Source organism: Paenibacillus sp. CAU 1782, from assembly GCF_054551715.1.
Window position 1 is genome coordinate 243,976 of the sequence record NZ_JBTOLL010000002.1, and the last position, 12,765, is coordinate 256,740.

The window sequence follows — 12,765 nt, forward strand, 5'->3', positions numbered from 1 at the left end:
CCGGGATTGGTCTTTTATCTATTACTTTTTAATCCAGTGCATCAGTTCACGAAGCTGTTTGCCTGTTTGCTCGATTGGATGAGCAGCTTCGTTGCGGCGTGTAGCCGTCAGCATAGCGCGACCGGATTGGTTCTCCAGGATGAAATCGCGAGCGAAACGACCGGATTGGATATCTTCCAGAACACGCTTCATCTCTTTTTTCGTTTCTTCCGTTACAACGCGAGGACCTGTTACATAGTCGCCGTATTCTGCTGTATTGGAGATGGAATCGCGCATAGTTGCAAGTCCGCCTTCATACATCAGGTCAACGATCAGCTTCAGCTCGTGAAGGCACTCGAAGTAAGCCATTTCTGGAGCGTAGCCAGCTTCAACCAGTGTTTCAAAACCTGCTTTAACCAGCGCAGTAGCGCCGCCGCACAATACGGCTTGCTCGCCGAACAGATCTGTTTCGGTTTCTTCTTTGAAGCTGGTTTCGATAACGCCTGCACGAGTACAGCCGATACCTTTAGCATAAGCCAAACCGATTGCTTTGGCATTGCCTGTTGCATCCTGGTGGATGGCGATCAGGCCGGGAACGCCAAATCCTTCTTCATAAGTACGGCGAACCATGTGGCCCGGCGATTTAGGAGCAACCAGGAATACGTCTTTGTCTGCGCTTGGCACGATTTGGCCATAGTGCACGTTAAAGCCGTGAGAGAACATAATAGCCGCGCCTTGCTTCAGGTTAGGCTCGATTTCATCTCTATATACTTGGGCTTGTGTTTCGTCAGGAAGCAAAATTTGAACAACGTCGGCAAGTTTAGTTGCTTCTGCAACTGTCAACACTTCAAAGCCGTCTTTTTTGGCAACGTCAGCGGATTTGCCTGGACGAAGACCGATAACAACTTTCAGACCGCTGTCGCGAAGATTTTGCGCTTGCGCATGGCCTTGGCTGCCGTAACCGATAACTGCGATTGTTTTGCCTTGAAGTACGCCTTGATCAGCGTCTTTTTCATAATACAATGTAACTGCCATTTTAATAATTGCCTCCTTTGATTTAACCCTTTTGAACGGGTGTTTAAGCGGAGAAGCCGGGCTTTCTGACGCCGGTTCTCCTCTTAAACGCCCGCTCAAAAGCGGTTGTGTGCATTATATCATACTATTGTTTTACGTTACCGCGGTTAAGCGCAGTTACGCCAGTGCGGGAAAGCTCGCGGATGCCATAAGGCTTCAGCAACTCGATCATAGCATCTATTTTGCTGGAATCTCCAACAACCTGAACCATTAATGATTGAGTGCCGATATCAACGACGGATGCGCGGAAGGTTTCAACCACGCCCAATATTTCGGGACGGCTGGAAGGCTCGGCGTATACTTTGATAAGCGCCAATTCCCGGCCAACCATAGCGTTGGAGCTAAGATCAATAACCTTGATTACGTCGATCAGCTTGTACAGCTGCTTTGTAATTTGCTCCAGTGTATGGTCATCGCCGGAAGTGACGATAACCATACGCGACAATCCCTGCTCCTCGCTTGCGCCTACCGTAATGCTTTCGATGTTGAACCCCCGGCGTCCGAACAAACCGGATACGCGCTGCAAAACACCGGGCTGGTCATTGACAATTACTGCGATGGTATGTTTTTTCATTCCGCATCCCCCATGATCATTTGATCGATCGTGCTGCCTTGCGCGACCATTGGGAAGACGTTTTCGTCCTTGCGAACGATAAATTCTACTACGGCAGGGCCTGGATGGCGGAGCGCTTCCTCCCATACCGACTTGGCGTCTTCTTTAGTGGAGGCACGGAAGCCTCTAACCCCGTATGCTTCAGCCAGCTTGACAAAATCCGGGCTTCCGGCCAGATCGATATAGCTGTACCGGTTACCGTGAATCAGCTCTTGCCATTGGCGAACCATGCCGAGCACCTGGTTGTTAATAATAACAACTTTAACCGGAATGTTATTGATTGAGCAAATCGCCAGCTCCTGCGCACACATCTGCATGCCGCCGTCGCCATTGATGGAAACAACCGTGCGGTCCGGCTGCGCCATCTGGGCACCGATTGCCGAAGGGAAGCCAAAACCCATTGTGCCAAGGCCGCCGGAAGTTACCCAGGAACGCGGCTTGTTAAACGGATAATATTGAGCTGCCCACATTTGATGCTGGCCTACATCCGTTGTTACGATTGCATCCCCGCCAGTTGTTTCGTGGATCAGCTCCACAACCCATTGCGGCTTAAGCTCCGTATCGGAATCCTTGTAACGGAACGGATATTGCGCTTTGGAAGCTTTCAGCTTCGCTCTCCATTCATCGGCCTTGTCTGCACGAACCGCTGCTTTGTTGGCCAAACCCAGAACCGTCTTGACATCTCCAACGATCGGGATGTCCGTCGGTACGTTTTTACCGATCTCCGCAGGGTCGATGTCGATATGAATGACTTTTGCCAGCGGCGCAAAGCCCGATAGCTTGCCAGTTACGCGGTCATCGAACCGCGCGCCGATATTGATGAGCAGGTCCGCATTCTGGATGGACGTATTGGCCGTATAGGTGCCGTGCATGCCCGGCATGCCCAGCCACAAATCGTTGCCGCTTGGAAATCCGCCCAGTCCAAGAAGGGTTGTCGTGATCGGAATTTCGGTCTTCGTAACGAATTCCAGAAGTTCCTCATGCGCTCCGGAGTAAACGACGCCGCCGCCTGCCAGAATGAGCGGACGCTCAGCTTCCGCAATAGCTTTGATCATTTTGTCTACTTGCAGCTTGTTAGGGTTAACCGTTGGATTATAGCCCCGGATGCTGACGCTTTTAACCGGTTCGAACAACGTCTGCTGCGCGGATACATCCTTCGGAATATCGATCAGCACCGGTCCTTTGCGTCCCGTATTGGCAATATGGAACGCCTCATGAATCGTGCGGGCCAGATCCTCTACGTTGCGCACCAGATAACTGTGTTTCGTGATCGGCATCGTAATGCCGGTAATATCGGCTTCCTGAAAAGCGTCTGTGCCGATCAGAGTCGACATGACGTTGCCCGTAATGACAACCAGCGGAACGGAATCCATATAAGCGGTCGCAATTCCCGTCACCAGATTGGTCGCTCCTGGGCCGGAAGTGGCGATACATACGCCAACCTTGCCGCTGGCGCGGGCGTAACCGTCCGCAGCGTGTATGGCTCCTTGCTCATGCCTGGTCAAGATATGGTTGAAATCGGAATTGCCATGCATGGCGTCATAAATATACAAGACTGCACCGCCCGGATAACCGAAGACGCAATCCACGCCTTCAAGCAATAGGCTGCGGAGCAAAATTTCGGAACCGGAAATCACTTCGGGCTTGGACAGTTTTTTCAACAACTCTTCTTTTGACTTCAATGTTGCGCTTTGTGTTGTCATTAGTGGTCCTCCTCTCAAAAAAGCAAAACAAAAAACCTTTCATCCCTCAGTCATTAAACTGAAAGGGACGAAAGGTTGATCTTCCGTGGTACCACCCAAATTCGTTACATATCTCCCGATACGTAACCTCTACAGGTCGGAACGCTGTGCACATATCGACGTTCCACCAGTGGCACTTTAACGCTTGCCCTGCGATGCTCCCTAATACGCGTTGCCGCTTTTCAGGAGGATAGCTCCGAGGTGAGCTCGTAGAAAAGGGATTTTGGCGATGGTTGCAGCTGATCCATCCGCTCTCTGAACAAAAGAGCCCTTAACACTTCGTCCTCATCATAGCTGATTGATATGACTTTTCATCATTATAGTCCGATTCAATCTGTTCGTCAAGAACAATAACCATTGAAAATTGCACCCTATTTTGGAGGGACATTTTGGCTCTGTCTTCATATCGTATTATAACCCGGGCATCGGGGATTCATTCAGCATTCGCCAATCGCCGTCTTTGCCCGAAACAAGTGGAGGTTCGATATGATCCGAATCCGCAAGCCAAGCGATGATACCGAGCTTGTCCGGTTAATCAGAGCCGAACTGCTTCCCTACTCCTATTCAGTAAGGCCGCATGACGCCCATGCCATTCGGGAGCTGCCCAAGCGCTTTCGCTGGGGCGTCACCTATGTAGCAACAAAAGGCAAGACAGGCCCCCCCGTCGCCTTTGTCCACTGCAGCGCCTCACGCGGAGAACTGCTGGTAGATATGCTGGTTACGCATCCGCAGCACCGAGGCTGCGGACACGGAACCTCATTGATGAACTATGCCGAGGCTTATGGCCGCAAGCATCACTGTTCCGTCAGCCGGTTATTTGTTGACCGAAGCAACGGGCGCGCCATGGCATATTACCATAAGCTTGGCTATTCCATCCTTCGCTTCTGGCCGAATCTGCAATGTTATGAGCTCTTCAAGCCGATTTAGAAGCCGCCAAAGCCATAACCGCCGCCTTTGCCGCCGTAACCTCCATAGCCGCATCCGCCTCCGCAGCTTGGCACGCCGCATCCGCATCCGCCGCCAAAGCCGCCTCCGAATCCGTAACCGCCGCCCCAGCCGCCTCCCCAAAAGCCAAGAGTGCCGATTGCAAGCAGGTCGAATAAAACAAGCGGCAATAAAAAGGCTTTGGTTTTAACCTTTTTTCCTTTTGATGATTTGCCTGAGGACAAATAAAGCCGATTGCCGCTAATTCGGATCAGTCGGCCAGTCACGACCGCCCCGTCACGTTTTACCGCATAAACGGACTTGCCCAGAAGCTTTCTGGCTTGTTCCCTAGAAACTTTGCCACGCATGCCGGTTCCCCCCTTCCCTGTTATCCTACAGATTATTCACTTGAAGGAGGGATTGCCTGTATGTTTGTCCGCTCGCGAACATTTGTTTACCCTATAAATCTATTACGTGAGCAAGTTTTAAGACGCGCTCTAATCAGGCGTTGTTCGACTTGTTTCTCCAGGGGTGCACCCGTATTGTTTCTTGAATGCTTTGATAAAATGGCTTACGTTGGAGTAACCCACCATCCATGCCGCATCCTTGACCTTTCGCTTCCCGGAATCCAGCAGAATGACCGCTGTTTCCATTCGTTTATTAAGAATATATCCATACACAGTATGGCCGAAGATTTTCTTGAATCCGGTCTTTAATTTGTATTCATTTAAACATACCATTCTCGACAAGCCGGAAATGGTGAGCTGCTCCGCATGTTTTTGATCTATGATTTCCTTTGCGAGCTGCAGCCGCTCGTAATCATCCTTCGAAACGGAAGGCTTGCCGCCGCTTCTGGAATCCATGCCAATCATTTCATCAAAATAAACCGCGAGCAGCTCCAGTATTTTTCCTTCCGTATATATTGGGCGAAGGCTTTCGCAAATGGAGCTTTCATCCAGCTGCTTGATCAGAAGCTGTGCCTTAGGCGAAATAACCTTTGCTTTGCCAAAATCCGCGGATGAAATATGTTTCGCACGGAAATTGGAGAGCAGCTCCCCGAAACGCCTCTGACCCAGACCGATGCTCAAGCCGGCGCAATGCTGACCGGCGTCAAACGAACTCCGGCATTCCTCAGAAGTCCCATCTTGAATCCGGCTCTCGCAACGTCCTATTGCATAATCTCCCCCGGAAAGATTGGGATAACGCCACGACATGGACCCCTCCAGACAAAAGCTAATCTGCACAAGCCGGCGGGGATCATATGGTTCATGTATAACGCAATTTTTCGCAAAGATTAAATCACTCCGGCACATTGTCAAATCGCTTGCGACATTGCTTATTATGATTTCGCCGCTTGCGGTGCCATCCGCCAGAAGATTAGCAGCGGCATTATTATCGTTCATATTGGATTCAACTCCAGAACCCGATCAAGCTAATTTGGCAAGTATGACGGATTATTATCCGGTCCATCCAATTTCCGCGCCGCTTTTTCGGGATTTTTTTTGCTGTCCAAAAATACTGATCGGGTTATTAAAAAATCCGCTTTGGAGCACAAAACTCATTGATTCTGCGTTAGTATTTTAATCCTGATGGCTATTATATACGATTATAACAGGAGGAGACGATATGCAGCCAACCCCGCCGTTTCGGATCGGACATGTCTTAATTAAAGTCGATCATTTAAAGACGGCCGTAAATAACTTCACAAAACTGGGGTTTCGCGTTACTTACCCAACCAAACCGGACAAATCCGTTAATGCAATGATCTATTTTAAAGACGGCTCCTTTCTGGAGCTGTTCTGCACAAATTTTGGCCAGCCGCTGAACAGCCTTATACGCCTGGCGGTGCGCTGCATGCTTTTTTTCAAAAAGCCTGATGGCGGCCGATACGATAACTACACCCGCGCTGGCGAAGGCTTCAGGGATTACGCCTTGGACAGCTTCCCAAACGAATCTTTTCAGCGTAACATGGAGGCTCAATCCTTATCCGGACTTCACGTACACGGACCAAAGCGCATGAAAAGAAAAAATGAGAATGGGACTGCTACAACGTGGTCCATTTATTATCCCGGTGACGAAAAGCTTCCATTTTTCATGAGCCCCTATAAGCCTGCTATTTCTCTCAGTGAAGCCTTGACGACGCATCCAAACGGCAGTTATGGATTTCAAGAGCTGATGATTGTCACGGATGAATGGAGTAATACATTGGATTGGTACCGGATTCTGCTTCAACAAAACCCGCCAGTAGAATCGGGGGGAAATGGCATGAGCTGTCGTTTTCGGTTGGGCGATACGGTTATAACGCTGAAAAACGGAAACTACAATGGCATCGAAAAAGTTATTTTGAAAAACAAGCTGCTCCATCAAGTGAAAACGCTTGACCGCAAGTTTTGCCATGGCGCAGAGCTTGAACTTAATTAGCAATTGGATAGCGCAGAAATAAAAAAGCCGTTTCGTTCGCAGGTTGTGGCCTGTAACGAAACGGCTTTTTTGCAATTAAGCGTTGATTTTTTCTTTAGCGATGCCAGCCAGGGAGTTGAACGAACCGATGTCGTTAACAGCCAGGTCAGCCAGGATTTTGCGGTTTACTTCAACGCCAGCAAGTTTCAGGCCATGCATGAATTTGCTGTAGGACAAGCCGTTGATACGAGCAGCCGCATTGATACGAACGATCCACAGTCTGCGGAAATCGCGTTTTTTGTTGCGACGGTCGCGGTATGCGTACATAAGCGACTTGCCAACTTGCTCCTTCGCTGTTTTAAACAGACGGTGTTTGGAACCGAAATAACCTTTTGCCAACTTCAAAATTCTTTTGCGACGACGAGTGCGGACAAAGCCGCCTTTAACTCTTGCCATGAGTGGAGACCTCCTGTAGTTTAAATGTACTTGGATAGGAAAGTCCAAAAAGTCTGCTTCCGATTACGCAACATGTCTATATGCATAAGCGTGTCGAATATAGCTCGGCCTTTTGAAACTCTCGTTATATTGACGTGCTATTATTTCAGGTTGGAAAGGCCTTGTTGCAGACGACGAACGTCGCCAGCTGCCATCAAAGGTTGGCCAGCCAGAACGCGCTTCTGGCGTCCGGATTTGTGCGAAAGCAAGTGGTTTCTGTAAGCTTTGTAGCGTTTCACTTTACCAGTACCGGTAATTTTGAAACGGTCTTTCAGACTGCTGTGTGTTTTCATCTTAGGCATGTCAGTATTTTCCTCCTTAAAGTTGTATCCAGTTATTGACTGGTGTTTTTCGGTGCCAAAATCATAATCATGCTCCGGCCTTCCAGCTTTGGAGCGCGCTCGACATTGCATATTTCGGCAACTTCCTTGGAAAGACGGTCCAGAATACGCTGCCCGATCGATGCATGCGTAATTTCACGGCCGCGGAAACGAACGGAAGCTTTTACCTTGTCGCCTTCATTCAGGAACTTCACAACATTGCGGAATTTAACCTGGTAGTCATGCTCCTCAATGTTTGCGCGGAACCATACTTCCTTAAGATCAACGATCTTCTGATTTTTGCGCGCTTCCTTTTCTTTCTTCTGTTGCTCGTAGCGGAATTTGCCGTAATCCATAATGCGGCAAACCGGCGGTTTAGCCGTTGGCGCAACGTTCACCAGATCCAGACTGGCATCAATTGCAAGCTGCAGCGCATCACGAATCGATTTAATGCCGATTTGCTCTCCATCAGCGCCTACCAGGCGAACTTCTCTGGCCCGGATTTCATCGTTGATTTGATGTTCTCTGCTAATAACGTGCCACCTCCAAATGGTTTTACTTCTTCTCATAATAAAAAGATGCGGGCTCGATAGAACCCGCATCACATCAACGTCCATTGAAATTCATTGCACTCCCGTTCAAAGGCAATGCAGCTATCATTCCATGATCGCGAACCTGTCAGCCTGCGCCGAGGAGGTGAGAAGCGGGTGCTTCTGCTTGTTGCATATGTTTTAACACAATACTAAATTAATATAACTTACTCATCCAACCCTGTCAAGCGCCTTTTTTCGAAAAGTGTCCAAAAGATACTTTCTCTTCCCGGACCTGCCTTATTTGCCCTGTACCTCTTCGATGCGAACCACGCGGGTATGCTGCGTATGGCTCCAGGTTTTGTTGTTTTGCGTAAAAAAGGCATAGAAGGTAATCGGCCACCATGAGACCAGGAAAAACGGCAGCGTCAGCAGATGGGCATACATTTTTTTGCTCTTGACCTTCTCCATCAACATAGCCGCCGGGAATTGCAGCACGGTTGCCGTTGCGGCGACCGCCACCAGCCACCAAGGCAGATAACTGTAGACGGAATGGAATACGTTAAACGCGGGAATCGCCATGTCCGCCCACAGCAGCACGGTCAGAAGAAAGCCTAGCAGCGTGTTGTATACCGAAATACTGTAGATTGCAGCGTCAAACTTGGTCAAATTGCGTTCCTTGATGCCTGCCCATAGCAGCGGAAAAAAATATTTGCGCGCCACGTTGAAGTGCCCCTGCATCCAGCGAAGTCGCTGGCGGGCGGATGCCTGGAACGTAACCGGCTTTTCGTCAAACACTTTGGCGTCGTAATTCAGCACGGGATAAATGTTGCGTTTGACGCAGCGCATGGAGAATTCAAGATCCTCCACCAGGCTGGTGGCGCCCCAGCCCATATCCTTAAGCAAGGCGGAATCGAAGCACATGCCCGTGCCGCCCAGGAAGTTGCTCATGTTCAAGTTTGTTCTGGAAAGCTGCCATAGCCGGTTGCAATACCAGTACGTAATGGCGTATGCCGCCGTGATCCACGAGTCGCCCGGGTTTTTGGTATCCAGATATCCCTGAATAACTTTGTGCCCCGCGCACAGATCATCGTTCATAAGCTTCAGGAAGTCCGGGTTAACCAGATTGTCGGCGTCGAACATAACCACTGCGTCGTATTGGCGCGGCATGCTCCAAAGCTCCTTCAGCATCCATTCAATGGCGTGGCCTTTGCCGCGAAGATGATAATTGGTGCGGACGCAAGCCTTCACGCCCATGCTGTGGACGATTTGCACAGTGTTGTCGGTACAGTTGTCGCAAATGACAAAAATGTCGTACATCTCTTTTGGATAATCCAGATTTTTTAAATTTTCAATAAGCGCCCCTACGACCTGCTCCTCGTTATGCGCGGCGACAAGCACGGCAAAGGACTTTTGCGGCTCATGCCGCTTGCGTGCCTTGTGCTTCATAAAGCCGAACAACGAAAGACCAAACTGATAGACGGCGATGCAGGCCAACACGACCTGAAAAGCAATAAAAGCAATTGTAAAACCCATACGGCGTTGCCCCCTTGAAACCCCTATTTTTGACCCCTTGCTTCTATCCCCTGACAATGTTGTTCAAAAAATCCGCTTCCCTGAAAACCGGACTTTGCGAACTCGAACGAATGGGGCGCAAGATTTTCCAGTGCATTATTTGCCCTGTTTGATTTACTGATTTTCCTCTGAAACCACCACTTTGTCAAAATGGGAATTCGACTGCTTTTAACTCTTTTAAGTCAGAAAAACGCATTGCGGAAGACCAGGACTCATTTCCCCGCGCTTTGCTTCGCGTCTGTCTTATTCTCAACCATTTTCTGCATTTTTAGCACAAACGTCCTTGATAAATGGGGTTGAATTAAAATTAATTAATTTATACTCATCCAAGAGGCCTTCCATCACGCCGTCCCAGGTTCTTGATTTGCTGTAGGAAAGCGCTTCACGCCCCATTTGTATAAGCAAAGAGCGATTCCGATGGAGCTCCCCGAGTCCCCTTGAAAAGGCTTCCACATCGCGCGGCTGGCAAAGAATGCCTGTGCGCCCTTGCTCCACGATATCGGTGACTCCTCCCGCATTCGCGCACAAAACAGGCGTGCCGCACGCCATCGCCTCCAATACGACATTGCCGAAGGTTTCGGTGGGAGACGGAAACAGAAATACGTCGGCGGAGGCGTACCAGCGCTGCAGCTCCGCCATCCCCGCAAAACCGACAAAACGGGCGTTGACGCCAAGTTTGTCGCACAGTTCATTCAGTTCTCCAGCGGAAGGTCCGTCGCCGGCCAGCACCAGCACGGCTTCGGGACATTGCCCATGCTGGAAATCCGCAAACGCCTTGATAGCGGTTTCCACATCTTTTTCAGGCGACAATCTGCCCGCGTAAAGCGCCAAAAACGGACATTGCCCAAGGCCGTGCCTCCGCAAAAACTCATTGCGGTCCACTAACGGGTGAAAAGCGGCGGAATCGATGCCCCTGCTCCATATTTTAAGACGCGAAGGCTCCCAGCCGCGTTTTTCCAGCATGTCTCGCGTTGTTTCGGAAGGCGCAAAGATGGCTTGGCAATCGCGATGAAACCAATCCATATATCTCCATAATATCTTTTCCATTCCGCTTAAATTGTAAAACGGCAAATAATGATCGAAATTGGTATGATAGGAAGCAACAAGGGGAATTCCGTGTTTTTTTGCGTAATGAATGCCGCAGAGGCCAAGATTAAAGGGAGTGGCTACATGGATTAGCGTGGGGCGGAATTGATGCAGCGATTTGCGGAGGTTTACCAGGTTGGGTAAAGCGAGACGGCATTCCGGATAAAGAAAAAAGGGCAAGCTCGGATACCGTTCGACGCCAATCGGAATCCCCTCCTGCACCAATGAAGGCGGGGATTCCGGCGCAAATACTTTGCAGGGAATGCCCAGGCCTTCCAGGTAACCCCTCCAGCGCTCCAGCGTTTTTGCAACGCCGTTTACTTCAGGAACAAACGTGTCGGTGAAAATCGCAACTCTCATCGTCGTCGCCTCCCATGCTCGTTTGATCCTATCGTACGAGATGATTATTTTCGCCGAATTAACACTCCGTGAAGCATTGGTTAATGCAGTTTTTTCAAAACCGGGGCTTTCTTCTAACAAATCAATGCTACAATAGAAAAAACCGCGTCCAGACAAGCAAAGGAGTGAATGACTCGTGGATAAAATGATACGCTGGATTAAACACAGCGAGCGCCGGGTTCTGCTGTGGGCCAACAGCCGAACGGGCAGCAGCAGGCGGCATCGTTTCGCTCATAGCTGGTTCAGCCGCGTCACCCATATGGGAGGGGCCACCTTTACGCTTGCTACAGCGCTACTTTTTGCCTTGCTGGCCCCTTCCCCCTGGAGCTCCGCGGGATGGAAATGCCTGCTTGCAGTCGCGATCAGCCATATACCGGTCGCCGTGGTCAAACGGGCATACCGGCGGCTGCGGCCCTATCAAGCGATGTCCAACGTGACAACCGTTGCCCGGCCGCTGCATGATCCTTCTTTTCCATCCGGCCACACCACCGCCATTTTTGCCTGGACTGTACCTATAATGATGACGGCAAGCGGCGCTTGGAACTTATTGATTATTCCGTTAGGATTAATTCTCGCCTTTTCGGTAGGCTGGTCGCGCATGTATCTGGGCCTTCACTACCCCACTGATGTGGCGGCGGGAGCTTTGGTGGGCACACTATCCGCTTTGGCTGTTCATTATTTCTGGATTGCGCCTGCAGCGATTTAACCCCCGTTCCTGCATGCAAAAAAAATCCTCCGGCTCCACTGAAGTCCATGTGGAACGGAGGATTTTTCGTTAGGGTCGGATTACGCCCCGCTAAGCGGCTAGTTCATGGGATCTGGCTCCCGCTTCGGCTTACTCTTCGTCGCCGCCTTGCTCTTCATTTGGACTCGAAGCAACGCGAACTGCCTGCGCTTCCCGTTTCCGCGTTTCGCCCTTTTCCTCGCGATAAAGCTTCAGCGCTTCATCGCCGATAACGGCTTCCAGCCGGTAAATATTTTGGCCCTTTTCCATAAACTTGGTTTCGTATTCCGTAAACACAAGATCCTCGCGCGGGCCGTCCCGATGCAAGTCCAGCGAGATATTGCGAAGCACAAGCTCCATCTCCGTAAAGCTGTTCAAAGAAAATTCGAACAAGGTCAACGAATCCGTTTTAAAATGAATTTCTCCAAGCCCGTTCAAAATGTCCTTGTATTTTTCAACAAAACGATAATGCGTCAGCCTCCGGCGCGCATGCTTGCTCTTAGGCCACGGGTCGCTGAAATTCAAATAGATCCGCTCCAGCTCGCCTGTCGCAAACATGTCTTCTATGCCCTCGATATTGGCTCTGAGCAGAGCCAGATTGGGCGGAGAAACCTCGCCTTTTTCGCTCCAGGCAATACGTGCTTTTTCGCTGGCTCTGCGCAGCAGTTCATCGTACATATCGACGCCGATGTAATTAATATGGGGATTGCGAACGCTCATCTGGCTGATAAAACGTCCCTTTCCCATGCCAAGCTCAACATGAATCGGGTTGTCGTTGCCAAAAAAATCGCGCCATTTGCCCTTATGAGGCGCAGCGTCCAGCACAACAAGCTCAGGCTGGCCCTCCAAATTTTCGCGAATGCCTTTTCTTCCTCTTAAACGCATCGGTTACAGCTCCTCTTAC

Annotated in this window: 14 protein-coding genes; 3 read left to right on the forward strand and 11 right to left on the reverse strand. The window is 50.0% G+C overall.

Features of this window, described 5'->3' with window-relative positions; genetic code table 11:
• Positions 1–21: 21 nt before the first annotated feature.
• From ilvC to ilvB, 3 genes are all read right to left on the reverse strand, one after another.
• Positions 22–1,014 carry a ketol-acid reductoisomerase gene (gene ilvC / locus ACX93W_RS10095; protein ID WP_459392243.1) on the reverse strand — a complete coding sequence of 331 codons (993 nt, stop codon included), beginning with the start codon at positions 1,012–1,014 and terminating at the stop codon, positions 22–24.
• Between the two features lie 124 nt (positions 1,015–1,138).
• Positions 1,139–1,627, reverse strand: coding sequence for an acetolactate synthase small subunit (gene ilvN / locus ACX93W_RS10100; RefSeq protein WP_459392244.1), 489 nt, complete (start codon positions 1,625–1,627; stop codon positions 1,139–1,141).
• Entirely contained in the window at positions 1,624–3,369 is a 1,746-nt protein-coding gene (gene ilvB / locus ACX93W_RS10105) for a biosynthetic-type acetolactate synthase large subunit (protein ID WP_459392245.1), read from the reverse strand. The genes ilvN and ilvB overlap by 4 nt, the downstream gene beginning before the upstream one ends.
• Before the next feature lie 525 nt (positions 3,370–3,894).
• On the opposite strand from ilvB, the gene ACX93W_RS10110 reads away from it, so the two are divergent.
• Entirely contained in the window at positions 3,895–4,335 is a 441-nt protein-coding gene (locus ACX93W_RS10110) for a GNAT family N-acetyltransferase (protein ID WP_459392246.1), read from the forward strand.
• Here ACX93W_RS10110 and ACX93W_RS10115 read toward each other — a convergent pair.
• Together ACX93W_RS10115 and ACX93W_RS10120 are read right to left on the reverse strand one after the other, a co-directional pair.
• On the reverse strand, positions 4,332–4,700 hold the full coding sequence (locus tag ACX93W_RS10115) for a hypothetical protein (RefSeq protein WP_459392247.1): 369 nt from the start codon (positions 4,698–4,700) through the stop codon (positions 4,332–4,334). The genes ACX93W_RS10110 and ACX93W_RS10115 overlap by 4 nt on opposite strands.
• A 129-nt stretch (positions 4,701–4,829) precedes the next feature.
• On the reverse strand, positions 4,830–5,735 hold the full coding sequence (locus ACX93W_RS10120; RefSeq protein ID WP_459392248.1) for a helix-turn-helix domain-containing protein: 906 nt from the start codon (positions 5,733–5,735) through the stop codon (positions 4,830–4,832).
• Positions 5,736–5,958: 223 nt separating this feature from the next.
• Here ACX93W_RS10120 and ACX93W_RS10125 point away from each other — a divergent pair, with 223 nt between their 5' ends.
• The gene (locus tag ACX93W_RS10125; protein WP_459392249.1) at positions 5,959–6,753 is read left to right on the forward strand and encodes a VOC family protein; all 795 of its coding nucleotides are present in this window, start codon (positions 5,959–5,961) and stop codon (positions 6,751–6,753) included.
• Between the two features lie 75 nt (positions 6,754–6,828).
• On the opposite strand, the gene rplT is transcribed toward ACX93W_RS10125, so the two are convergent.
• From rplT to ACX93W_RS10150, 5 genes are all read right to left on the reverse strand, one after another.
• Positions 6,829–7,188 carry a 50S ribosomal protein L20 gene (gene rplT / locus ACX93W_RS10130; RefSeq protein WP_068682088.1) on the reverse strand — a complete coding sequence of 120 codons (360 nt, stop codon included), beginning with the start codon at positions 7,186–7,188 and terminating at the stop codon, positions 6,829–6,831.
• A 140-nt stretch (positions 7,189–7,328) separates the two neighbouring features.
• On the reverse strand, positions 7,329–7,529 hold the full coding sequence (rpmI, locus tag ACX93W_RS10135) for a 50S ribosomal protein L35 (RefSeq protein ID WP_068682086.1): 201 nt from the start codon (positions 7,527–7,529) through the stop codon (positions 7,329–7,331).
• Positions 7,530–7,561: 32 nt separating this feature from the next.
• Positions 7,562–8,116, reverse strand: coding sequence for a translation initiation factor IF-3 (gene infC / locus ACX93W_RS10140; RefSeq protein WP_459392369.1), 555 nt, complete (start codon positions 8,114–8,116; stop codon positions 7,562–7,564).
• 261 nt (positions 8,117–8,377) lie between these two features.
• Positions 8,378–9,613: a glycosyltransferase family 2 protein gene (locus tag ACX93W_RS10145; protein ID WP_459392250.1), complete on the reverse strand. Its 1,236-nt coding sequence runs from the start codon at positions 9,611–9,613 to the stop codon at positions 8,378–8,380.
• A 288-nt stretch (positions 9,614–9,901) separates the two neighbouring features.
• A complete protein-coding gene (locus tag ACX93W_RS10150; protein ID WP_459392251.1) occupies positions 9,902–11,098 on the reverse strand; it encodes a glycosyltransferase family 4 protein in 1,197 nt (398 codons plus the stop codon).
• Between the two features lie 184 nt (positions 11,099–11,282).
• Here ACX93W_RS10150 and ACX93W_RS10155 point away from each other — a divergent pair, with 184 nt between their 5' ends.
• Positions 11,283–11,843, forward strand: coding sequence for a phosphatase PAP2 family protein (locus tag ACX93W_RS10155; RefSeq protein WP_459392370.1), 561 nt, complete (start codon positions 11,283–11,285; stop codon positions 11,841–11,843).
• Between the two features lie 129 nt (positions 11,844–11,972).
• Here the strand turns inward: ACX93W_RS10155 and trmB are convergent, their stop codons facing one another.
• Positions 11,973–12,746 carry a tRNA (guanosine(46)-N7)-methyltransferase TrmB gene (gene trmB, locus ACX93W_RS10160; protein WP_459392252.1) on the reverse strand — a complete coding sequence of 258 codons (774 nt, stop codon included), beginning with the start codon at positions 12,744–12,746 and terminating at the stop codon, positions 11,973–11,975.
• Positions 12,747–12,765: the final 19 nt, after the last annotated feature.

Excerpts from the sequence above, each read along its gene's own strand:
- ilvB (WP_459392245.1), bottom strand. The coding sequence starts at position 3,369 with ATGACAACACAAAGCGCAACATTGAAGTCAAAAGAAGAGTTGTTGAAA.
- ACX93W_RS10110 (WP_459392246.1), top strand. The coding sequence starts at position 3,895 with ATGATCCGAATCCGCAAGCCAAGCGATGATACCGAGCTTGTCCGGTTA.
- ACX93W_RS10145 (WP_459392250.1), bottom strand. The coding sequence starts at position 9,613 with ATGGGTTTTACAATTGCTTTTATTGCTTTTCAGGTCGTGTTGGCCTGC.
- ACX93W_RS10125 (WP_459392249.1), top strand. The coding sequence starts at position 5,959 with ATGCAGCCAACCCCGCCGTTTCGGATCGGACATGTCTTAATTAAAGTC.
- rpmI (WP_068682086.1), bottom strand. The coding sequence starts at position 7,529 with ATGCCTAAGATGAAAACACACAGCAGTCTGAAAGACCGTTTCAAAATT.
- infC (WP_459392369.1), bottom strand. The coding sequence starts at position 8,116 with ATGAGAAGAAGTAAAACCATTTGGAGGTGGCACGTTATTAGCAGAGAA.
- rplT (WP_068682088.1), bottom strand. The coding sequence starts at position 7,188 with ATGGCAAGAGTTAAAGGCGGCTTTGTCCGCACTCGTCGTCGCAAAAGA.
- ACX93W_RS10115 (WP_459392247.1), bottom strand. The coding sequence starts at position 4,700 with ATGCGTGGCAAAGTTTCTAGGGAACAAGCCAGAAAGCTTCTGGGCAAG.
- ACX93W_RS10150 (WP_459392251.1), bottom strand. The coding sequence starts at position 11,098 with ATGAGAGTTGCGATTTTCACCGACACGTTTGTTCCTGAAGTAAACGGC.
- ACX93W_RS10155 (WP_459392370.1), top strand. The coding sequence starts at position 11,283 with ATGATACGCTGGATTAAACACAGCGAGCGCCGGGTTCTGCTGTGGGCC.
- ilvC (WP_459392243.1), bottom strand. The coding sequence starts at position 1,014 with ATGGCAGTTACATTGTATTATGAAAAAGACGCTGATCAAGGCGTACTT.
- trmB (WP_459392252.1), bottom strand. The coding sequence starts at position 12,746 with ATGCGTTTAAGAGGAAGAAAAGGCATTCGCGAAAATTTGGAGGGCCAG.
- ilvN (WP_459392244.1), bottom strand. The coding sequence starts at position 1,627 with ATGAAAAAACATACCATCGCAGTAATTGTCAATGACCAGCCCGGTGTT.
- ACX93W_RS10120 (WP_459392248.1), bottom strand. The coding sequence starts at position 5,735 with ATGAACGATAATAATGCCGCTGCTAATCTTCTGGCGGATGGCACCGCA.